This is a genomic window from Acinetobacter sp. GQ146 (assembly GCF_059758585.1).
Map to the genome: position 1 here is coordinate 18,640 of NZ_JCAXDV010000008.1, position 22,806 is coordinate 41,445.

Sequence of the window (22,806 nt, forward strand, 5' to 3'; positions counted from 1 at the left end):
TGCGGATAGTTTCGGGACTGGATGTATTGAGTTATCAGGGAAAAGTTAAAATATGAGTGTTTTTTGATCAACCTTATTGACTGTAAGTAACAAATTGGTTCAACAAAAAGCCGACTTGTTTCAAAGTCGGCTTTTTGGGTATTTTTTAACTTGAGTATAATTTTTAAGTATTTGATATTTATATTAATATACAAGTGTACTTCGTATAACGGCCATTATGTTAAATGGAGAGGTTAGATCCATCTTCCAGTAATAAAATCCACTTGAATTTTTACATTTATTTTCATCTTTCTATTGAGTGCTAAATTTTTTATTTCTTCTCATATAAATGAAAACACCGAGCTCTAAAAGTACGAAATAAGCTAAGTTCCTTAAGATAATTACTAGAAAGCTAGATTCACTCCAAATACTATCTGTTATAAAAAGGCATAGTATTAAAAAGATATGCACAAATAACGCCTTGGATTTTTCTTCTTTAGAAGCACTTAAGGCATTGCAATATCCAATTGCTATCAATCCTAATACTCCGATAAAGGTAGCTATTCCAAGTGGTATATATTCATGTAAATACAGATTTTTATCTAAAATAAAATTGAAAATTCCAGACAAAATACAGAGAGCTAAAAAAGATAGAAGTGAGTTTTTTATATAGAATTCATGGATATAGTATTTTACAGTTTGCATTTTAATGTATGTAATTAAGAATTATTTACAATAATATCAAATTTTAATTACTTATAAAATTTAAGATTCCCTAAAATTAACATAATGCACGTTATACGTAATGCCTGAAATTTCCCTATAAGCATCAATATCTTAGTTAAATCCGTTCCAGTACTCAACATACTGGAACGGTTTTTTAATGATTCTTCACGTTCCACACTTATTTTTTAATCAAATTTCTACTAATTTAATTATGTCTACTAAACAATTCTTAATTACCAACTTCAATGCTTTCTTAACAGTTGCTACTCCGACTCCAAATTCCTTTGCTCCCCTTATGATTGTTCAACTTTCTTCCGGCATCGCTGTATTATTTGAAAATAATCTATTTGATGCTTTCGACCCTTATACAAACCTTTAGTCTTGGCTTTAGCAGTGTCTTCCTTTGGACTTTCCCAAATTATTGTACGTTCAAATTCTGAAAAAGCTGTGAATATCTAAAATATGAATTTATTAATGGCTGATTGAATAACATAATAGCCACCTAAAATTGCTCGCACCATCAATTGATCTTCTAACAACCGAGCCAATAAATGAGGGAAAAATTATTATTCTGTTCTACATTTTCATAAGTCTGCCGTAATTACGAAGCCAAAATCATACCCGTTCAATTCGTTAATGCATTAAATGATTTAGAAATTAACTGCTTGATAATCCGTGTGAGTAAGACTTGGACTGCCACTATGTCTAGGATATTAGGGGCAGTCCCAAATAAGCAGGTATAAATATTTAATACCTGCTTCCCTTGTTAGAAACTATAACTCACTCCAAACTTCGCAGTACGAGGTTGTCCCGGATAAACATAACGGTTAAAGGCGCTGTCATCATACTCTTCGTTAAAGATGTTTTTGATATCAAAGCTTAAGCGTACATCTTTGTTCCAATCATAATAAGATATAAGATCCGTTGTCGCATAACTCCCCATGTTGTAGGTGTTATTGGCTGTTTGCCCTTTACGACTACCAACATAACGTTGGTTAATCCCTAAACCTAAACCATTGAATGTGCCTGATTTAAACTCATATATACTCAATAGATTAAATGAATCCTGAGGAATATTGGCTAAACGTGTACCTTTTTCCAACGTATTGTCTTTGCTAACAGCAGCATCTACATAAGCGTAATTACCAATAATTTTCCATTCAGAAGTGATGTTCCCAACTAGGCTTAAATCCAAGCCTTTACTGGTCACTTCACCCGCGGCAATGCTTTTGGTGGAATCTACTGGATCAAGTGTTAAGATATTTTCTTTCTTCACATAATAGATTGCCGTATCAAATGAAAGCTGATTATCTAACAAGGCATATTTTGAGCCGATTTCGTAAGAAATACCCTCTTCAGGATCAAACCCTTGGTTGTTACGATCTGCACCAGAGTTTGGTTTAAATGACTTACTAATGTTGCTGTAAATTGTGAATTGATCAGTCAAGTCATAAGTCAATCCCACGCGTGGAATAAATGCATTATTGTCCGTAGACCAAGACGTGTTATTCACAAAATTGCTGTAATCTTGTTGGTAGTTTTCAAAGCGCATCGCAATCAACGTATTTAAACGATCTGTGATACGAATTTGATCTTGCACAAATAAAGCTTGGCTTTTTAATTTTTCTCGGTCATGTGTCGTCACATTCACCAATTCTGGTAATGGAAGTGTGTCATACGGTTGATTGATATTGAGATCAAAAGCATCTTTAGAACGGATGATATAAGATTTATAGTCATACTCTTCAAGCTCAATCCCTGAAATCAAGGTGTGCTCTAGATTGAATAAATCAAAGTGACCCACCACATTGGCTTGAAAATTCTTATCAATCCAATCTAAGTTACGCCAATTATAGTTGCGAGTAATGACTTCACCATTGCTATCGGCTTTTACCCCATTGGCCTCAACAGCATAACCATGCAGATTACCATTTAAATATTGAGCACCAACATTCAATTTCCATTCTTCGTTGAGTGCATGTTCAACGCGGAACTGTAGCATGTCGTTATTGTTGTATAAGCGATTTCGATCTTTGCCTGACTCCCACCAATATTCCGAGGAATCAAAAGAGTTTTTTTGTTGTCCTTCATAACGGGTAAAACCGCGATCTAAGGCATGTTGATTACGTAAAAAATCAGCTTCTAATGTGAGCTTGGTCGCATCTGTAGGTTTCCATTGAATAACAGGCGCAATATTCCAGCGCTTAGAATCGACATGATCACGATAAGTATCCCCATTTTCACCCATTAAATTGAGGCGATAGGTAAGACTTTCATCGTCTGTTAAAGCCCCTGTCGTATCTACAGTGCTACGGTATAGACCTTCCTGATCTACACTTAATCCCAGTGTTGTTTTTCTTTCTGCTTGTGGTGTTTTACTGACAATATTAAATGTTCCACCCGGGTCACCACGACCATATAAACTGGATGATGCCCCTTTTAAGACTTCAACGCGTTCCACGGTACTGCTATCAGGGGCATTCGGATATCCACGGTTAATAGGAAAACCATTACGATAATATTCGCCACTGGTAAAACCCCGTGAAGTAAAGGTCGTTAAACCTTGTCCACCAAAGTTATTTGCCCGCCCTACACCTGCGACATCCAGCGCTTCAGATAAACGAGTTGCTTGAATATCTTTTAATACTGCTTCAGGAACAACCGTCACTGCTTGAGGTGTTTCTTTCAGTGAAGTATTGGTTCGAGTGGCTGAACTGGCTGAGCTGACTTTATAAGATTTTTCAGCATCTTCGGAAGAACTCGTCGCTTGTAAGCTGATGGTAGGCAGAGCACTGATTTGATCATTAGCAAATACAGGCATTATACAACTAAGAGGTAATAAGCTAGGTAATAGACGACGTTTAAACACAACAAGTTTCGCTAAATCTTAATGATAATGATTGTATATTACAAAAATCATCTACATAAAGCTATTGATTTGTTCTATATGCTTAACTTATATTTTATTAAAAATAAAATATAATTATTTAAAATCAATTTTATATAAGAATGCAGCTACAAACTCAAATTTAAAAAAGTTTCTTAAAAGTCACCCCAACCACTTTTAGAGTTAATGCTTTTACATTTTTCTAGTACAGCATTTGATCTGTTGATATCTATGTCAAATAAAGCACTATGTTCTAAGCCAAGATTGACAAAAGCCTTTAGAAAAAAGCCAGACACAAAAGAAGCCTATATTCTCTTTAAGCGTAGCGCATCACTTCCGAATTCTTAAACACATTGCTTCACAGAAAATTGATCTCTAAAACCTTACACTCCATTTAACACCACCTCAAAAATAAAAACTATGCGCTTTGGTTTAATTCTTGGTGATCAATTAAATCACCAACTCGCAACGCTCAAGTATTTAAACCAAGAGGAAGATATCATCCTTATGGCAGAAGTCCTCGAGGAAACAACTTACGTTGCTCATCATCCGCAAAAAATAGCGCTGATCTTTAGTGCCATGCGTCACTTTGCCAAAGAGTTAAAAGCACAAGGTTGGAAAGTACGTTACCACCCCTTTAAACGTGAAAGTGACATCAAAAAACTGGTTGATTTTATTGCCGATCAGCAACAACGCTACCCAGCAAACGCGCTGGTGGTCACGCAATGTGGCGAATATCGTTTGCAGCATGAAATTGAGAATACCTGGAGTGCTGCTCTAAAACTCCCAATAGTTTGCTTAGATGATGACCGTTTCTTTTGCAGTTTAGAGCAATTTAAGCAATGGTCGACTCAACATAAAACACTGCGCATGGAATATTTTTATCGAGATATGCGCAAGCAAACTCAATATCTCATGCATGAACAGCAACCCGTGGGTGGGCAATGGAATTTTGATCAAGCCAACCGTAAAGTATGGACAGGTGAACCGCCCTTTATTTCCGCATTAGTCTTTGAACGTGATCAAATAGATCAGGACGTGATTGAACTGGTCAAAAAGGAGTTTGCTCATCATATTGGCAATATTGAGTCATTCCATTGGGCAACCACGCGTCAAAATGCACTGCTTGCTTTAAATCATTTTATTGCTAATCGCTTACCGTACTTTGGTGATTATCAAGATGCCATGATTTATGGCTCAGATTTTATGTTTCACAGTCTGCTTTCACCTTATTTAAATTGTGGCTTACTATTGCCCCGAGAAGTCTGTGATGCTGCGCAACGCGCTTATTACAATGGTCAAGCCCCCTTGAATGCCGTAGAAGGTTTTATTCGGCAAATTTTAGGCTGGCGAGAATATGTGCGGGGAATTTACTGGTTATCTATGCCCGAATATCGCAACCAAAATACCCTCCAGAGCACAACCCCTTTGCCGCAGTATTACTGGACAGGTGAAACCAAGATGGCTTGTATGGCTGAATGTTTCCGCAATACCTTTCAACATGCCTACGCGCATCATATTCAACGTTTAATGGTTACGGGAAACTTCGCACTTTTAGCGGGTGTACATCCACAGGAAATCTGCGAATGGTATTTAGCGGTATATGCCGATGCCTATGAATGGGTCGAATTACCCAATACCTTAGGCATGGTGATGCATGCAGATGCGGGTTTAATGGCGAGTAAGCCTTACGCTGCATCGGGCAATTACATTCATAAAATGTCAAATTATTGCCAGCACTGTGCTTATAACGTCAAGACCAAAACTGAAGCAGACAGCTGTCCCTTTAATAGTCTGTACTGGTATTTTATGCATCGACATGAGACTTTATTTCGTCACAACCCACGCATGGCAATGCTGTATAAAACTTTTGATCGACTGCCAGATAAAGCTCAAATTATCGCCCATGCACAGTCCCTAATGACGCAACTGGATCAATTGTAAAACTATGAAAAAACAACATTTACCAGAAAAAATATGTGCCTATTGCCAACGCCCTTTTCTTTGGCGCAAAAAATGGCAACGCTGTTGGGACGAGGTAAAGTATTGCTCTGAAAGATGTAAACGCCACGCCCGTTCTAACCGGTAAACAGACCGCACCATGATTAGGATAAAGGCAATCAATATCTGGTGTACTACCCAGATGCATAACTAAGATGTGTTGAGGGCATTTCCGTTCAACTTAAGCATGTTTATACTGACGCGAACAGTAAGCCCGACTAATCTCGGGTGATCGTAATTGCTGATGTTTGCTCTTACGCCCAGCCATCCTTTTGCGCCATAACTTAAAGCTGCCCGCTTTCAAATTCTGCCGCATTAAACGTACAACTGCTGCTTCATTTAAACCATACTCCCGCGCAATAGCTTCAAAAGGCGTCCGATCTTCCCACGCCATTTCAATAATTCTAGATAGATCCTGTTCCACAAACTTGTTCACGCTATCCCCTTTTTCAAAAGCCAAATGTTTAACGCAGAGCGCATCTAAACCATTAGATTCAGTCTGGTTTAAGTCTATGCTGCTGCACCTCGAATCATAGAAAGGTCAACATGAATTTTTTGTGATGATTGACATTTCAAAGCTATTTTTTGACTGAATATTTTCACATTCACTTCACATCACTTTATTTAAATTAAATAAAAACAGAGGAAGCGTGTGATGAAAATTTTTACAACACTAATGACCACTGCGCTGGCTGTGCTCGGACTCTCGGCCTGTAAAAGTCTTCCAAGTTATAGCCCGGACTACACTCAAGCAGATCAGAATATCCAAGGGGTTAGCTTGAATGATGAGCTGGCCTACAACATAGGCACTCGCTTTGTCGCTGCCTTCAATACTTTGGGAACACCCGAGTTTGTGACTCAAGCGAGTGCTCTCTATGCAGATCAATTGTATATTAACGACACCTTATCGCAGTTTTCGAATAAGCAGGATTTAATCAAGCATTTTCAAGGAATGAATAACCGCGTCAGCAATGTCACAGTCAAACTCATCAGTGCGACCCATCACCAAGATTCAGCCTATATTCATTGGTATATGGCGTATGACTTCAAGATGTTTGGGCGGAGTAAAACTATGGCGTCATATGGCATTAGCGAAATCAAGATCAATGCAAAGCAACAAATCGTTTTCCAGCAAGATTACTGGGATCCAGCCAATGGTCTTTATCGTTCATTACCAGTTTTTGGAGGTGCTTACAAATGGGTCTTACCATTCAAAAAATCCTAATCTGCGTGGTCGGCACCACGACATTCATGCTGAGTCTTTCAACTGCTGCGGCCAGTTTAGAAAAATGTAGCAGTGCCCCGCTGATTGTGACCAAAAAAAATGTCGGTACGGTGAGCTATTTTGCAGCCAACTGCCAAAAGCCTTGGGAAAAGCAGACCATCCGCTTAGACTTCAACTATAACCACGACATTCCAGAATGGGCATTTAAGCAGGCAGCCACCTATTTCTTAAAGAAAAATGTGGCTAGCTATACTGAAAACTCACAGCTCAACCAAATTACCCAACTCTACCTGCCTGTGAAGCAGGGAGATCACTATAGTCTTTTCTATCAACATGAAAATCAGAGACTTGAATTAAAACTCAATCAAAAAAAATTAGGAGAAATACGTGATCCAAATGCCAATCAATATTTTAAAATCTGGTTTGGTGCTGCCCCATTTAATGCTAAATTAAAGCAACAATTATTAAATTAATCGGCATTTTTTAGCAGATGAGTAATCACTTTATCCTTATGGTCGAAGATCATTTCGAATTGGCGGCAACGGTATGCGAATTTTTGGAAGCGCATGGCTATGTGATTGATCATGCACGCAACCTAGATGCGGCTAAAACTTTACTCAAAACCCAGCACTACAACTTATTATTATTAGATATTAATTTACCCGATGGCTCTGGATATGACCTATGCGAATGGATTCGTAATCAGCAAAATTTGGATATTCCTGTGCTGATGCTTACTGCACGTGACACTCTAGATGACAAACTCAAAGGCTTTGCCGCGGGCACCGATGATTATTTAGTTAAACCCTTCGATTTTAATGAGCTGGTGATGCGCATTCGTGCCCTAATTAAACGCGCTTTGGGTGAAGTTGCCAATCATAAGCTGCAAATTCATGATCTTGTACTCGATAGTGCCACACAAACCGTCTGCCGTGCTGGTCAAAGCATAGAACTCCCCCCGATTCAGTTCAAATTGCTGAAAATTCTCATGCGCAATTCTCCTAAGGTCATTACCAAACAAGAAATCATGATTGAATTATGGGGCGACGAAGAGCCCGAAAGTGATGCCTTGCGCAGCCATATTTATAATCTACGCAAAATGATTGATAAGCCTTTTTCACAGAAACTCCTGCATACCGTTTCCGGTGTCGGTGTGAAAATTTCTATCGAATCTGGTGAGTATTAGTAAAAATACACCACCACAACCAAGCCCGTACTATGGGCTAAATCAAGTTCGGGATGCACAGACAAATAATATTCCCGATCAAACAGTTCGACGCGCCAACCGAGCTGTTTACACAGTTTCTCGACCAGTTGTAGACCTATCCCGTGCCCTTTAATTTCAAACCCGAGTTGCGTGCTATTTAATTGCTGCACTTTGGCATCATTCGGCAGATTGATCCCAATGCCATTGTCTGCAATAAGCAGGCTATGCTTTAGCTGAATGATGTGAATTTCAGACCCTTGCGAATAATTCAGTGCGTTTCTGAGGATATTACTCAGCACCATTTTGGTCATAGATGGATATAAGTTCCTGAGCTGCTCAGACTCATTCTGCTGTACATGAATCTGCATGCCTTTGCTTTGACTGACCGCATGCAATGAATCTACCAAATCCTCAATAATGTCAGACAATAACATCTGCTCTGCTGCCAAATGTTGTGTCGTATTTCGAGCAATGGCCAACAAGGTATCGACCAGCAGCTGCATATCATCAATGGTATTATTTAAGCGGGTAAAAACCTTATCTTGCCCGTATCGAGCCTGACAGAGCTGCACATTGCCTTTTAGAATCGTAAGCGGTGTACGCAATTCATGACTGACATCGCCCGTGAACTCGCGTTCACGTTGTATAAACTCACTCAGCACCTGATGATATTTTTCAAGGGCCTGTTTCAGATATTCTGCTTCCATATTGCCATTGGTATAAATATCCTGAAATGGCGATGCCTGCGTATTGCGATGTGCCCAGTCAATATGTTCCAAAGCATTTGCCAGCCGAGTGATAGGCGAAAAATAGCGTTTGGCGCGTCGGTTTGACCACCATAAAAAACTGTACAGAATGAACAGGCTCAACATGAGCGGTGCCAAACCAAACAGCCAGACTAACTTATTGACGTTACTTTCACCAAACACCAATAAAACATGCTGCCCATTCTGCTCCCCATATACGGTCATGCGTTCTTTACCATCTACCCAAATCCGATGTACGCCTAAATCTAAAGACAGATTTTGAAACTGTTCAGGCGGAGTACTGCTCGTCCAGCGATAACCATAAAGGTTTTTGGTATCTGGCAAATCAGCCTTGGGATCACGCTCTACCCTTGACCAGTAATGGGCCATTTCTTGTTCTAATGCGGTCTTTAACAATGAACCTTTAATCACCCAAGCACTACAGCCAATCCCGATAATAATCGACAGTGCAATCAGGCCAATTTGCAACCAGTAATAACGATTGAAAATTTCTGTTAACGCCTGTTTTTGGAAGTGCGCTTGGGATTTCCGCATACTATTTCCCTAGTTCAGTAAGCCTGCATCAAGTGGTCTTTTTGTGAAATAAGAAATGACCAATGACCCATTCTTGCCCCTGTTCAAAACCAAATAACTCTGCACATGCCATAAAAAAGATTCGCCAGCGTTGCCACCAAGCATCCGCGTCTTTACCATAGGTTTGCTCAAAGATAGGTTTGAGCTCCATGTGCTGTGCATCCATATTGTCTAACCAGGCATTGGCTGTTCGTTCATAATGCTGACCTGACCACTGCCAATGCTGTTCCAGTTCTAAATGCTCCTGAAAATGCAAAAAGGTAGATACCGAAGGCATAAGTCCACCTGTAAAGAAATATTTAGACATCCAATCATATTCAGACTTAATTTCAAACGGATAGTGCAAGAAACGGTGACAGAAGATATGACACCACAATAAACCATCTGGCTTGAGCCACCCATTAATTTTATCAAACAGTCGCTGATAATTTCGTACGTGCTCAAACATTTCTACCGAAACGACCCGATCAAACTGATCTGGACTTAGCTCCAAAACATTCACATCACAAGTCAGCACCTCAATATTCATCAGCCCGCGAATTCTGGCCTGTTTTAAAATATGTTCACGCTGGGTTTTTGAATTAGAAACTGCGGTAATACGCGCATTCGGGTAACGCTCAGCCATCCATAAAGTGAATGACCCCCAACCACAGCCGAGTTCCAAAATGTCTTGGCCGTCTTGCAGCTTGGCGCGTTCACTATACAGTTGCAAGGCAAATTCTTCCGCCTGATCCAATGTGGTCGTTTCATGAGGAAAATAACAGGCACTGTATTTCAGGCGTCTACCGAGTACGGCCTGAAAAAATTGCGTTGGCAACTCATAGTGCTGCTGATTGGCCTTATCGGTTTCTATTGCTATTTCACTCTGCTTAAGCATATTCAGCACATCCATATAGCGCTGTGCTGCCTGCTCAGGATCATAACGCCCCTCTTGAATCAGACGCTTTTTACTTAGGCCACGAATGGCTGCGCGAATCGCCTGATCTGGAATAAAACCACTTTCTACCAATTTTAATGACTTCTGAATTATATAATCCATGTGCGTACCTACTTTTTGGGTTTCCACGGAATGAACATTGATGTTCGTTGTTGGTAATCGAGATAATTTTGTCCCCGATTTTTAAGTGCTTGTTGTTCGCTAAATGGGATGCCAGTGAGGTAATACAAAAACAACCACATCAGCACTGGATAAATCCACAATAGATAGAGTCCTGCTGCCAATCCCAAAATGGGATAAGCAAACCAATGCATCCATTCGAAAAAATAATTGGGATGGCGCGAATAACGCCAAAGCCCCTGATCCATGGTTAGGCCACGATGTTGAGGCTGTTGTTTAAAACGATAGAGCTGCTGGTCTGCAAGGCTTTCCCCTACAAAAGCTAGGATTAAGATGAGTGCCGCAACGAGCAAATACACGGGATAAGCCGGACTCCAATCGTGTTGCGGTGTAGTCAACAATGCCCACATCGGCAGGTAAAACAAGATGGCTAGTCCCGCTTGAAATATAAAAAACAATAGGAAACCGACATGCTGAAATTTACCCATGGCACGGCGCATATTGGCATAACGTGTATCTTCCTGATGTTCAGCAAGATAACGTCGTAACAAATGTGCACTCAAACGGATAAACCAAAGACCGCTGAAAATTGCAATGAACAGGCGGATGGGCATGGGAGCGACATCCACCAAAATCGCGGTCAGAATAATATTTAAAGCCAGACAGCCACTCCAAGCCACATCCACAATACCGACACGACGATTGAAGGTTGCCCAGCCCCAACAACACAACATAATCCCTAGGTTCAAGAGCGTAAGCTTGACTAACATCATCTTCCCCTATGTCGATCTGCCCAATTAGTACGGGCTAGCTTCAAACAACATATGTACATCGCTAATCACGCCTTCTTTGAAGCCGCCTTCGCAATAACATAAGTAAAAGTCCCACATCCGAATAAAATTTTCATCAAATCCGAGCTGTAAAACCTGCTCCTTGGCATTCAGGAACCGCTCACGCCAAGCATGGATGGTCTGAGCATAACTCAGCCCAATATCATCGAGCTGTTTCAAGCGCAACTTCTGTTGCGAGGCGCTCTCGGTGAGCACACTAATGCAAGGAATAAAGCTACCCGGGAAAATATAACGTTTAATGAAATCAACCGTTCTCAATGCTTTTTCATAGCGTGCATCTTCGATGGTAATGGCCTGAATGAGCGCTAGACCCTGTGGTTTAAGTAAATCACGACACTTTTTAAAATAGGTCGGAAGATACTGCTCACCCACCGCTTCAATCATTTCAATGGAAACCAATTTGTCGTATTTACCTTCCAACAAACGGTAATCTTTAAGCTGCACATCAACGCGGTGGCTTAAACCCGCAGCTTGCACACGCGCCACAGCTTCATCAAACTGCGCCTGAGAAATGGTAATGGTGGTGACTTTGCAGCCATAATGCTGAGCAGCATAAATTGCAAAACCACCCCAGCCGCTGCCGATTTCCACCAGATGATCCAGCGGTTTGAGTTGCAGTTTTTGACAGATCAGCTCTTTCTTTAATTCCGATGCAGCTTCAAGCGACATGTCAGCATGTTCATACACCGCACTGGAGTACATCATGGATTCATCAAGAAAGAGCTTAAAAAAATCATTACTTAAGTCATAGTGTTCCGCAATGTTTTTACGGCTGCCACTGAGGGTATTTCTGCGGCTTTTGTACCAGTTTTTAAGGACAAACTGGCTGAGCTGCGCCACGGCATTTTGATTAATTTTATCTAAAACATCTCGATTACGCGCCAAAATCTGAATCAGCTCGACCAGATCGTCACTTTTCCAATCACCGCGAATGTAACCTTCAGCGGCACCTAACACACCTTGTTTAAAGATGAGCTGCATGACCTCTGGATTATGCACCTCAACCACCGCATGTAAATCAGAAACCTCTCCGACCGTACCATTCCACACGCCACGAAAACTGATTTGTCCATGACGTAGTTTCAGTAAACTTCTGAGTAAAAATGGCAGTGAAGCTTGCTCACCATAAAGAAATGCTTTCATCATGACATGTTAATCCTTATTTTTCTTCGGGTGCCGATAAAACGGCACCTTTTTCCACCATAACTGCAAGGCTTGAACATAGATTGAAGCCATCATTTTTAAAGGTTCTAAACTATATCTAAGAGCATAATAATGTTGCTGTGAAGGAAATGTGATGGGACGCAAACGAAAACGCATGGTGGCATCAAATATCTGTTTTTGTTGTTCAAACAGTTGCATATGAATCACATGCATATGCTCTGAAAAGTGGAATCGCCAACGATAATCCAAATTCATCGGCATAAACGGCGACACATGAAATGATTTTTCAAAACAAAACTCGTAGCCACGAAAACTGCTATGAACTTGCGCTGCATGCCGACAGTCATGCAGATACACCTTCCGTTCATTCCAAGGGGTATTGGTGATTTCACTCAAAATAAAAATGGGCTGCTGATGTTGAGAATCGAAAATGAAATAAAACACCACGGAGTTGAAGCGAAAGCCGAGACAGCGAGGTAAAGCCAGAATACGAATCTGCCAGTCAGGCAACAACTCAACCTCGGCTTGCTGAGCCAGCACCTGCTCGACTTTTTGTCTAAGGCTGCCAGAATAGTCGGTTAAAAAATCCGTACTATATAAATTCAGGATATTCCAGTGATGGGCAGACCAAAACGGTGACTGCGCCGTAATGCGTTCTAGTTGATCAGGATCAAACCACAAGTAATTCAACTTAGCTTCAAATGCATGAGCCTTCGGCATATAGCGCCGATGACGGATACTGGCCTCGGCAATCGCAAGCGGAGTATTCAACATCTGCAAGCTCCATGACTCATATCAAGATAATGTCGCTAAATAATCAACCACACGTGCCGCACTACGCGCACCATCTTCATGAAAGCCCCAGCCCCAATAGGCGCCACAATACGAAGTCCGGTTCACGCCCTGCTGCAACTCTTGCCAACGGGCTTGAGCCTGTATCGCTTTTTGGTCAAACACTGGATGACGATAATGTCGTTGCACCAAGATTTTGGCAGGGTCAATTTTCATATTCGGATTTAAGGTGGCAAAAATTTGAGTTTTACATTGCAGATTCTGCAAGTTGTTCATCCAGTAGCTAAAACTATATTGTGTTACAGCTAAATCTACACCAGCTTCTTCATCTGCTGTGACATGGACATGCCAACTCGCCCATTGCGAACGCTGCCTTGGCATAATCGAGCTATCATGGTGAACGACCATGCGATTATCTTGATAATCAAAGTTTTGTAGAATCTCTCGTTCTAAATCCGTCGCATCTTCTAATAATTGCAACGTATCATCAGCATGGCTGGCAAAAACAACCCAATCAAAGGTGTGCAGACCTGCATCTGTTTGCACTTCGACATAATCGGAATGTCGTCTGACGCTGTGCACCGCAAGATGCTCCCACTGAATGCTCGGACATTGCTGATGAATTGCCCGAATATAGCGATTTGAGCCATTTTTAACGGTTTGCCATTGTGGTCTTTCCTTTAACTGCAACATGCGATGATGCTGGAAGAAACTCACCACAAACTTATAAGGAATTTGTCCAACCTGATCGACGGGGGTTGACCACAAGGCACCACACATGGGATAGAGATGCTCATGTCGAAACTCTTCTGAGTAATGATGTTGGTTTAAATAACTTTCGATGGTCAGTTCAGGATCAGAATCAATTACGGATTGGTCTTTATTCTCTTGATAGAAGCGATATAAATCTAACAACATGCGCCGAAACTTTTGATTCAAAAAGTTTTGCGGACGCTTGAGTAGCGACCATTTTTTTGAAGGATTATATTGCAATCCCGTCACAACATTATTGACTGAAAAACTCATATCGCTGCTTTGTTTCTCTACCCCGAGTTGTGCCAGCATTTCACTAAACAAAGGGTAATTAAAATCATTAAATACAATAAACCCACTGTCTACAGCTATGCTCTGACCTTCAATCTGAAAATGATGGGTATCGGTATGCCCGCCAAAATAACTATTTTTTTCAAAGATTGTGACTTGATGCTGTGCAGATAATTTCCATGCCGCATAGAGTCCAGAAATACCCGAGCCTATAATCGCAATCTTCATGAAAAATCTTCCTTTTTTAATTTTTTTGCAACGATGTGAAGCGCTGTGGCATGCCGATGACTTGCTGTATACACACGCGCTGGAATGGGCTTTAAGCCCCAAACCAAACCAAACCACGACATTACTTTTAAAACATAATAAGTCACATCAATCTGCCACCAATAAAAGCCTTGTCGGGTACTGCCTGCATAGTAATGATGATTATTATGCCAACCTTCACCTAAGGTAATCATCGACAGGAAAAAGTTATTGCGGCTCTGATCTTGGGTATCAAAATCGCGTGAACCATATAAGTGCGCTAGTGAGTTAATACAAAGTGTGGCATGAATCAACAACACCGTTGAAATGACAAATCCCCACACCAGCAATTGCGGGCCAGAGGTGGCCAACTGCGGATACGCTACAGCCAGCCATTCACCCAAGCCATAAATAGCTGCCGCCGTGACTAACACCACTGGAAGGCTAAAACGGTCTAACCAGATCAACTCTGGGTATTTCAACCAATCTTTTACCACTTCTTTACGGATGTTGAAGTTCTGATCATTCAAAAACCAACCGACATGGCTATACCAAAACCCGTGGGTAGAAGAATGTGGATCCTGCTCGGTATCCGTAAAGCGATGGTGATAACGATGATGCGCTGCCCACCATAAAGGCCCCCGCTGTGCACTCATTGTGCCAATCAAAATAAATACAAACTGGACAATACGAGAGGTTTGAAATGTTTTGTGCGATAAATAGCGATGAAAAAAAGCCGTGATCGCAAACATTCGGATTAGATAGAACCCCAACATAAACAGTACAGCAAATTTCGACACCCCCACCCAAAACACAGCAAGACAGGCAAGATGCAATAAAATGAAAGGCGAAATACGCAGCCATTGGATGTTTAAGTCTTTAGGAGGACTGTCTGGCTGCACGGTTAGAGTTTTTGCATCACCCGACCAGCTGTCCATCCAGCGTAGAAAAAATTTGAACATTGTTTCTTCCGCATTTTGAGTTTTTATATTTGCCTTTCATTTTATGTAGCACGATATGAAATTTATGTGAAGTTCACCCATAAGTTGATCGTGCAACAAGAAAATCTCAATGGCCTTGAATGAGTGAGTTGGAATGAGGTGTGCGTACGAGTTTAGTCACATCATAACCATATTGACGCGCAGTTTGTAGGTAAGATTGATAGGTTGCTTCGTCAATTTGTGGACTACGCGACAAGATCCATAAGTATTTAGTACTTGGTCCACCCACCAATGCAACCTTGTAGTCAGGATCGACTCTTAAAACCCAGTAATCCCCTTTTGTGAAAGGAATCCATCTTAAGCCTGCAGGTAAAAAACTCACCTTTAACTGACTCTTCCCTGCATTTTGCGCATAAGCAACCCCCTGTGATGAAATCGTTTCACCAGTTTTGGTCTGGCAACTATTCACAACGCTCAGCGTCTGATCTGAATTGAGTGCATAATTTGCCTTGGTGTTACTGGCACAATGACGTTGAAAGTACATGGTCAAATGTGCGATTTCATACCATTGCCCGATATATTGATCAATCTCAATTTGACTGACGGCTTGTGGCTTGGATACTTCTGCTTGAGCCGACCATGATGAAAATAAACTGAGACAGGCTATCGCAGCACAACCTAAAGATTTTTTAAAGAAATTTGGCATGACTCAACCTATGGCATAACTGTTTAGTCAAACATACAGGAGCCACTTGTGAATAAAGCGTGAATTTCAATGGGGCTGAGCATCACTGCAACAGCATGCTTCAACCCTTTGAACATTTTTTAGCTTTATTCAGTATAAATTTAAGCGATTTAGGCTTTTGACCCATTTTTTAATAGGATTGCAATGCAGCAAAAAGGCTGGTTTTACCAGCCTTGGCGGATTGTTAATTGCCTCGGTAAGTCGAGTAGCCATAAGGACTTAACAACAAGGGAATGTGGTAGTGGCTGACACTGCCATCCACTTTAAAAATGACGGGAACTTCTGGGAAAAAAGTACTCTGATTATTCTTTTTGAACCAATCTCCTGTTTTAAACGTGACCTTATATACCCCTTGCGCTAATGGCTGATTTTCAGGAAAAAGTCCCGCAATACGACCATTCGCTCCTGTAAATTGCTGATTCAGCTTCACCCAGTGATTACCCGAACTCTTTTCCAGCACCACCTCAACATCAGCCGAAGGTAAACCGTTTTCTAGATTTAACACATGCACACTTAATGGGTTATTTTGTGCAAACGCCATTGATGCCAATAACAAAGTGGAAAGGGGTAAAAATTTCTTAAACATGATGAAATCCTTAATGGTTAAAACTAGACTGAATGGCTGCTTCAGCGCAATACTGGTCATTTTGGGCACCTCCTGCGCCCGCAACACCAATTGCACCGACCACCTGATTTTCATAACGCACCGGTAAGCCGCCACCTAACAACAGTAAATCTGACACGGTGGTTAAATTTTTTGCATCACTGTTTTCATGGGCATTTTGACTTAACAACAAGGTTGCTGTTTTGGTTGATAAAGCGGTATAGGCTTTCTTTTCGGCCGCGCCCAAATTATGAGGGCCCACACTTTCATGCCTACTCGCCATCAAGGTATTTCCTCCCCGATCAACCACCACCACAGCAATGTTGTGCTGTATTTTTTGACAAGCCGCCACCGCAGCATCTACTAAGGTTTGTGCGGCTTTAGAATCGAGTGAATAAACTTGATTCAATTGAACGGTTTGTGCAAAAGTACTGCTACTCATCAGCATTACTGTTAAAACAAGCCCTGTAAGTTTGTTCATCATGATTGCCCTGAATTAAGTTTTAAAAAATCTTATACAACCTGAATGATTTGAAGCATGACAATCACATTACAAAGTTGTCATCTTCAAAATGAGTCTGAGCAAAATGTGTATTCTGATTATCGAAGATGAAGTGAAGATCGCCTCATATCTGGTGAAGGGCTTAAATGAATCTGGCTACGCGGCTGAATGTGTTCATTCAGGACTCGAAGGCTTGGAGAAACTCAAGATGCAACCTTATACCTTGGTCATACTCGATGTGATGCTGCCCGATATTGATGGCTGGGCAGTGTTAAAAGTATTGCGTCAATTTTCCCAAATACCTGTGATTTTTCTCACCGCCAAAGACCAGATTATTGACAGAGTCAAAGGTCTGGAACTGGGTGCCGACGACTATCTGGCCAAGCCTTTTTCTTATATTGAGTTACTCGCACGCATTAAAAGTCTGCTGAGACGGCAACAGTATGTGCAAGAAAATGAGTTATGGATCGGCAACTTAAAAATGGACTTAATCCATCATAAAGTTTGGCGGAATGAGCAGTTAATTGAACTCAGTAAAAAGGAATTTAGTTTATTGCGCTTTATGCTACAGCACCCAAATGAAATTATTACGCGCAGGCAAATTGCTTCCGAAGTTTGGCATATCAATTTTGATACCGATACGAATTTTATTGATGTGGCGGTACGCCGCTTACGCAGTAAAATTGATGAGGGACATGATATAAAACTCATTCATACTGTTCGTGGCCTGGGCTATAAAATTTCGGTTGAAGCATAATGTTCAAGCGCCTTCGCTCTTTAGAACTCCGATTAACACTATTGGTCACATGGTGTGCTGCCATGGTGTTGTGTGCTGTGGCATTTATGACCTATCTGGGTATCAACCAGATTTTAATTGCCCAGCAAGATCGGGCTTTGGTTGAACGCATTGAGCGGCTAGAAATTTTGCTGCAAGACAGTCGCAATATCGAACAGATTATTGCTCGCCCGAAGCTGTATCAAAATATGTTGGGAAATCAGGATAATTTGTTTTTATTGATTCAGGCCGACCAGATTCTGATTAATATCAATCCACTTGGCATTCCACTGCCCGAATTTACCCATCAGCCCCAGATTCAATTCCGTGATTTATCGGCTCATGCTTACCCGACCCGTATTGCGTGGAAAACCATTCAAATCAATCAGCAACCCTATGTGTTAATTGCAGGCAAACAGTGGTCTGAACGTTTAGCCATTATCTCTCCTTTTCAAAAGCGTCTTTTCCTCTATGTATTTACAGGCATCTTGGCTATTTTCATACTCTGTGCCATAGCTAGCCGTCTGGGATTGAAGGCTTTAAGAACTCTGCGAGAACAAACCCACGCCATTAATATTCAGCAACTCGAGCAGCGACTCAATCTGATTCATCCCCCTCAAGAGATCGAACAGCTTGCATCCGATATCAACGCCATGCTTGACCGTATTGAAATGGGATATAGCCAACTGAATCGTTTCTCTGAAGACATTGCACATGAATTTAGAACCCCACTGAATAATTTAATCGGGCAAACCGAAATTTTACTCATGAGTGAACGCAGTCCCGCACAGTATCAGGAACTCTTGATTTCCAACTTAGAGGATTATCACCGTTTAAAAAGAATGATTGACAGTATGTTATTTCTCGCCCGCGCAGATGCGCATAAAGTTCGTTTAAACAAACAGAAAATTCAGCTCCAATCTTTTATAGAACATATGTGCAGTATTTTTGAATATCAAGCTGAAGAACAAGACTGCCAATTTGTGTTCAGGCTGGAAGCGACTGAACTCTGGGCAGATCCAGAACTGTTACAACAAGCCCTGTATAATCTGATATCAAATGCACTGATCCACGGCGGCAATCACCGAAGCATTTATGTGGTAAGCCAACGAAAGATGATCAATAACATGCATATGATTGAATTATCTGTGATCACCAGTGGCTTAGAGATTGCCCCTGAGCATTTGCCGCATATCTTTGAGCGCTTTTATCAGTGCAATTCCAGCAGACAAAACCCTCATCAAACGGGCGGTTTAGGGCTGTCGATTGTGGCATCCATTCTGACACTTCATCAGGGGATGTATCAGGTAGTTAATAGTGCAGAAGGCATATGCTTTGAACTGCTGTTCCCAGACGTGTGATCTACATTTGTCCTTATTTCATCTCGTTTTTGGAATCACTCTGAATTTTCCCATCCACCAGATTAATGGTTCGGTCACAGGTTGCCGATAATCTGGGATCATGCGTGACCAGCAACACGGCACAGTCATGTTCACGATGTACTTTGCGAAATAATTCAAACATTTCCGCGGCAGTTTGAGTGTCCAGATTGCCTGTCGGTTCATCGGCCAACAATAGTGCAGGCTTGGTTATCAGCGCTCGAGCTATCGCCACACGCTGCTGCTGTCCGCCAGAAAGCTCATTGGGTTTACGATCCGCAAATTTTTCCAATCCTACTGCGGCTAATAATTCATGGGCATATTGCAGTGCAGATTGATCAGGCTTACCCTGCTTCAGCATTAATGGCATCAGGACATTATTTAAAGCAGTAAATGCCTGTATAAGATGATGAAACTGAAACACAAAACCGATGCTACTCCCCCGCAGCGCAGTCCGTCTGACATCATCCATACCGCTTGTGGCCTGACCGAGCAAGTACAACTCGCCACTGCTGGGCTGATCTAATAAGCCCAGAATATTCAATAAAGTACTTTTACCTGAACCTGAAGGACCTATGAGCGCGGCAAAATCATTGCGCTCAATACATAGATCAATACCGTGCAGTACCTCCACTTCATTGGCTTGCCCAACGTTATAGGACTTTCGTAATGCCTCTAAACGCAGCACTTCCTGAGATAAATCAGACATGACGAATCGCCTCCACAGGGTCTAATGCAGCAGCTCGACGGGATGGGACTGCCGCAGCCAACACACCTGTCAATGTCGCCAACAATACTGCCAAAAGGATGAGCTGGATTGATATTGAAATATGAAACAAACGTGGACCAAACTGATTAAATACCCAGACTAAACCACAACTGACCACACTCCCTAAAATCGAACCGAGCAGCCCAAAAATTGCCCCTTGAAACAAGAACACTCTTAAAATCTGCGATTGGGTCGCCCCCGTCGCACGCAAAATCCCAATTTCCCGCGTGCGTTGCACCACGCTCACTGACATGACACTGGCAATGCCAAAAGCGACTGAAATCGCCACAAAAACAATAATCATGTTAGTCGAAAGGCTCTGAGCGGTAATCGCATTCATGAGTTGGGCATTGGTTTCAATCCAGCTTTCAGCTTTTAATCCCGTCAGGCGGCCGACTTGCGCGGCGATTTGATCGGCCTGAAAAATATCTTGAATCGTCAGATCAATCACGGTCACGCCACCCGGCAAATTAAGTAAAGATTGCGCCTGTTTCAAATCCAGATAAACATAACGCGCATCCAATTCACGCACGCCCAATTCAAATATGCCCGAGATATTCACCACCGCATTTTTCTGCTGCCCAGTATCTAGCCTTAATTTGCTCCCGACTTCTACCCCCAAATCTTTGGCCAATTGACGCCCAATCAAGACATTATCCGCACTGACACGTAATTGACCACTCAGCATATATTGCTTGAGCGGAATAATCTGTTGATAACGCTCCAAATTAATACCGACCAAGGCGACAGATTCAATTGCATCTCCACGCTGTACAAATGCTGGACCAGAAACCACAGGAGAAACAGCCGTCAATACCGGTAACTGATCTAAAGTTTCCGTAATCTGTTGCCAATTGTTAATCGAACGCAAGCGCTGCGCCCGCTTATCTTCTTGTAACAACTGAAGCGTTCCAGCTACTGGTGGCACAATCTGGTTCACCTCATCTGGTGAGAGCAAACGGATATGGGCCTGCGTGCCTAAAGTCCGTTCCACAATATTCGATTGTAAGCCATGAATTAACGCGCTAATGAACACAATCACCGCGACCCCAACGGCAACACCGACTGTGATCATAACAGACTGTGCACGACCCTCTCGCAAAAAACTGATTGCGATGGTCCACTCTGTCCAAAGTCGCCCAAAAAAGTTTTTCAATCGAATTTCACCGGTAATTCATTTTTGCTATCTGTCTGATCAGTTTGATGCTGCAATCCACGTTGCTTTTGCTCTACGCGGACTCGGGTGCCATCTTTAAGTGCTGATTCTGCATCGGCAAGGACTTGATCATCTTCTTTTAATCCAGCAACAACTTCCGACATGACCAAACCACGCAACCCCAGAGTGATAGAATGACGCTGAATTTTTCCATCTCTTACCAAAATAACCATGGCCTTTTTTCCACTGATACTGCTTAAAGCATCATTCGGAATGACCAGTGCTCGCTCACGTTTGTTGGTTTCAACATTGACCGATACCGTCATGTCTTGACGCAAAAAATCAGGGACTGGATCCACTGTTAATCGGACATCGACTGTGCCACGTTGAGCATCAATACTCGGGGCAATAAAGTTAATCTGCGCAGGAAAAGCTTGATCTGGATAGGCATCCGCGATCACTGTCGCTTTTTGTTGTAAAGCCAACAGCGGTAAATTGCGTTCATCAAAGGGGACTCGAATTTCAGTTGCACCATTCAGCGCAATGGTGAAAAGGGTCTGGCTAGGTTGTACCAGATCTCCGGGCTCCACATTCCGCGTTAAAATTGTACCTGAGACTTCTGCACGAATTTTGGTTTTGGCAAGTTGCGCTTGTAATGCGGCTAGTCGTTCACGCAGCATAGTCTCTTCAGCTTGCCCCGGAGCCAGTGCAGCAACTTTTAAGCGAGCCAATTCCAAATTATTACGAGCGAGTCTTTCTGCCTCTATCGATTTCTCTCTTTCCTCAGCAGATAATATGCCTAATTCGGTATTCCTTCTCCGTGCCGCTTCCCGCTCAGCTTGTTGTAACTGCACTTTAGCATTCGCCAAATCGACTTCCGCTTGTGGTCGTTTGGTCGTTGCGAGTTCTTTTAATTCTGCTTCTGCTTGTCGTACCTGCGCTGCAATTTCATCCGATTTGAGTAGCAAAAGCAGATCGCCACGGGAAACCCGATCGCCTTCTTGAACCAACCGCTCAAGGACCACCCCTGTAATTTCACTCCCAATTTGAGCCCGAGATACCGTTTCGACCCGTCCTGAGGCAACCACCGTCTGAACCAGTGGACTAGATACAACCTCATAACCAGATAACAATGGTCCCTGCCACCAGCGATATGTAGTAAAACTGACGACCAAAACCAGTAGAATGATCACGATCAGAGACTTATAGCGGGTAATGTGCAATTGCATTCTCAACTCAATTTTTAAAAAGAACACTACATTTGGTTAAATGTAGCCTCTGTGTCGATTTATCGTGTCTATAATGTCTTTAAGCCGATTGGCTGCTTCACTATTTTTCCTAATTTGATTGTATGTTTAAAGCATGCACCACGAAAATAAAAGCTGAACCCCGTTGATCTTGTGATTTATTTTGCGC

Annotated in this window: 22 protein-coding genes; 7 read left to right on the forward strand and 15 right to left on the reverse strand. The window is 41.9% G+C overall.

Going from position 1 to position 22,806, the window contains the following annotated elements:
* Nucleotides 1-1,471: 1,471 nt before the first annotated feature.
* Nucleotides 1,472-3,526: a TonB-dependent siderophore receptor gene (locus AC6CHI_RS12735; RefSeq protein WP_498121670.1), complete on the reverse strand. Its 2,055-nt coding sequence runs from the start codon at nt 3,524-3,526 to the stop codon at nt 1,472-1,474.
* Between the two features lie 486 nt (nt 3,527-4,012).
* Here AC6CHI_RS12735 and AC6CHI_RS12740 point away from each other — a divergent pair, with 486 nt between their 5' ends.
* A complete protein-coding gene (locus tag AC6CHI_RS12740; protein WP_498121671.1) occupies nt 4,013-5,536 on the forward strand; it encodes a cryptochrome/photolyase family protein in 1,524 nt (507 codons plus the stop codon).
* A gap of 4 nt (nt 5,537-5,540) precedes the next feature.
* Entirely contained in the window at nt 5,541-5,681 is a 141-nt protein-coding gene (locus AC6CHI_RS12745) for a DUF2256 domain-containing protein (RefSeq protein WP_458892415.1), read from the forward strand.
* Nucleotides 5,682-5,774: 93 nt separating this feature from the next.
* On the opposite strand, the gene AC6CHI_RS12750 is transcribed toward AC6CHI_RS12745, so the two are convergent.
* A complete protein-coding gene (locus AC6CHI_RS12750; RefSeq protein WP_498121672.1) occupies nt 5,775-6,029 on the reverse strand; it encodes a TIGR03643 family protein in 255 nt (84 codons plus the stop codon).
* A 219-nt stretch (nt 6,030-6,248) separates the two neighbouring features.
* On the opposite strand from AC6CHI_RS12750, the gene AC6CHI_RS12755 reads away from it, so the two are divergent.
* Genes AC6CHI_RS12755 through AC6CHI_RS12765 form a run of 3 tightly spaced genes read left to right on the forward strand, consistent with a single transcriptional unit; the run spans nt 6,249 to nt 8,004 of the window.
* On the forward strand, nt 6,249-6,818 hold the full coding sequence (locus AC6CHI_RS12755) for a nuclear transport factor 2 family protein (RefSeq protein ID WP_498121673.1): 570 nt from the start codon (nt 6,249-6,251) through the stop codon (nt 6,816-6,818).
* Nucleotides 6,791-7,291: a chalcone isomerase family protein gene (locus tag AC6CHI_RS12760; protein WP_498121675.1), complete on the forward strand. Its 501-nt coding sequence runs from the start codon at nt 6,791-6,793 to the stop codon at nt 7,289-7,291. Before AC6CHI_RS12755 ends, AC6CHI_RS12760 begins: the two co-directional genes overlap by 28 nt.
* A gap of 17 nt (nt 7,292-7,308) precedes the next feature.
* On the forward strand, nt 7,309-8,004 hold the full coding sequence (locus tag AC6CHI_RS12765) for a response regulator transcription factor (protein ID WP_458892411.1): 696 nt from the start codon (nt 7,309-7,311) through the stop codon (nt 8,002-8,004).
* Here AC6CHI_RS12765 and AC6CHI_RS12770 read toward each other — a convergent pair.
* The 10 genes from AC6CHI_RS12770 to AC6CHI_RS12815 form a co-directional block, all read right to left on the reverse strand.
* Nucleotides 8,001-9,326 (reverse strand): sensor histidine kinase, encoded by a 1,326-nt coding sequence (locus AC6CHI_RS12770; RefSeq protein WP_498121677.1) that lies wholly within the window; start codon nt 9,324-9,326, stop codon nt 8,001-8,003. The genes AC6CHI_RS12765 and AC6CHI_RS12770 overlap by 4 nt on opposite strands.
* A 28-nt stretch (nt 9,327-9,354) precedes the next feature.
* Nucleotides 9,355-10,404: an SAM-dependent methyltransferase gene (locus AC6CHI_RS12775; protein ID WP_498121678.1), complete on the reverse strand. Its 1,050-nt coding sequence runs from the start codon at nt 10,402-10,404 to the stop codon at nt 9,355-9,357.
* An 8-nt stretch (nt 10,405-10,412) separates the two neighbouring features.
* Entirely contained in the window at nt 10,413-11,192 is a 780-nt protein-coding gene (locus AC6CHI_RS12780; RefSeq protein ID WP_498121680.1) for a DUF1295 domain-containing protein, read from the reverse strand.
* Between the two features lie 27 nt (nt 11,193-11,219).
* Nucleotides 11,220-12,419: a class I SAM-dependent methyltransferase gene (locus AC6CHI_RS12785; protein ID WP_498121682.1), complete on the reverse strand. Its 1,200-nt coding sequence runs from the start codon at nt 12,417-12,419 to the stop codon at nt 11,220-11,222.
* 6 nt (nt 12,420-12,425) lie between these two features.
* A complete protein-coding gene (locus AC6CHI_RS12790) occupies nt 12,426-13,211 on the reverse strand; it encodes a DUF1365 domain-containing protein (protein ID WP_498121684.1) in 786 nt (261 codons plus the stop codon).
* Nucleotides 13,212-13,232: 21 nt separating this feature from the next.
* A complete protein-coding gene (locus AC6CHI_RS12795) occupies nt 13,233-14,501 on the reverse strand; it encodes an NAD(P)/FAD-dependent oxidoreductase (protein WP_498121686.1) in 1,269 nt (422 codons plus the stop codon).
* Complete coding sequence (locus AC6CHI_RS12800) at nt 14,498-15,481, reverse strand: acyl-CoA desaturase (protein WP_498121687.1); 984 nt, start codon at nt 15,479-15,481, stop codon at nt 14,498-14,500. Before AC6CHI_RS12800 ends, AC6CHI_RS12795 begins: the two co-directional genes overlap by 4 nt.
* A 106-nt stretch (nt 15,482-15,587) precedes the next feature.
* Entirely contained in the window at nt 15,588-16,166 is a 579-nt protein-coding gene (locus AC6CHI_RS12805; RefSeq protein ID WP_498121688.1) for a lipocalin family protein, read from the reverse strand.
* A gap of 223 nt (nt 16,167-16,389) precedes the next feature.
* Entirely contained in the window at nt 16,390-16,791 is a 402-nt protein-coding gene (gene uraH / locus AC6CHI_RS12810) for a hydroxyisourate hydrolase (RefSeq protein WP_498121689.1), read from the reverse strand.
* Between the two features lie 10 nt (nt 16,792-16,801).
* On the reverse strand, nt 16,802-17,290 hold the full coding sequence (locus AC6CHI_RS12815; RefSeq protein WP_498121883.1) for a GlcG/HbpS family heme-binding protein: 489 nt from the start codon (nt 17,288-17,290) through the stop codon (nt 16,802-16,804).
* Between the two features lie 106 nt (nt 17,291-17,396).
* Between AC6CHI_RS12815 and AC6CHI_RS12820 the strand changes: the two genes are divergently transcribed.
* Both AC6CHI_RS12820 and AC6CHI_RS12825 read left to right on the forward strand, forming a co-directional pair.
* Nucleotides 17,397-18,068 (forward strand): heavy metal response regulator transcription factor, encoded by a 672-nt coding sequence (locus tag AC6CHI_RS12820; protein ID WP_498121691.1) that lies wholly within the window; start codon nt 17,397-17,399, stop codon nt 18,066-18,068.
* On the forward strand, nt 18,065-19,447 hold the full coding sequence (locus AC6CHI_RS12825) for a heavy metal sensor histidine kinase (RefSeq protein WP_498121885.1): 1,383 nt from the start codon (nt 18,065-18,067) through the stop codon (nt 19,445-19,447). Before AC6CHI_RS12820 ends, AC6CHI_RS12825 begins: the two co-directional genes overlap by 4 nt.
* 13 nt (nt 19,448-19,460) lie before the next feature.
* Here AC6CHI_RS12825 and AC6CHI_RS12830 read toward each other — a convergent pair whose 3' ends face one another.
* From AC6CHI_RS12830 to AC6CHI_RS12840, 3 genes are read right to left on the reverse strand one after another with little or no spacing between them, the layout of a single operon-like run.
* Nucleotides 19,461-20,174 carry an ABC transporter ATP-binding protein gene (locus AC6CHI_RS12830; RefSeq protein WP_498121692.1) on the reverse strand — a complete coding sequence of 238 codons (714 nt, stop codon included), beginning with the start codon at nt 20,172-20,174 and terminating at the stop codon, nt 19,461-19,463.
* Nucleotides 20,167-21,390, reverse strand: a complete 1,224-nt coding sequence (locus AC6CHI_RS12835; protein ID WP_498121693.1) for an ABC transporter permease — start codon at nt 21,388-21,390, stop codon at nt 20,167-20,169. The genes AC6CHI_RS12830 and AC6CHI_RS12835 overlap by 8 nt, the downstream gene beginning before the upstream one ends.
* Nucleotides 21,387-22,613, reverse strand: a complete 1,227-nt coding sequence (locus AC6CHI_RS12840; protein ID WP_498121887.1) for an efflux RND transporter periplasmic adaptor subunit — start codon at nt 22,611-22,613, stop codon at nt 21,387-21,389. Before AC6CHI_RS12840 ends, AC6CHI_RS12835 begins: the two co-directional genes overlap by 4 nt.
* Between the last annotated feature and the right edge of the window lie 193 nt (nt 22,614-22,806).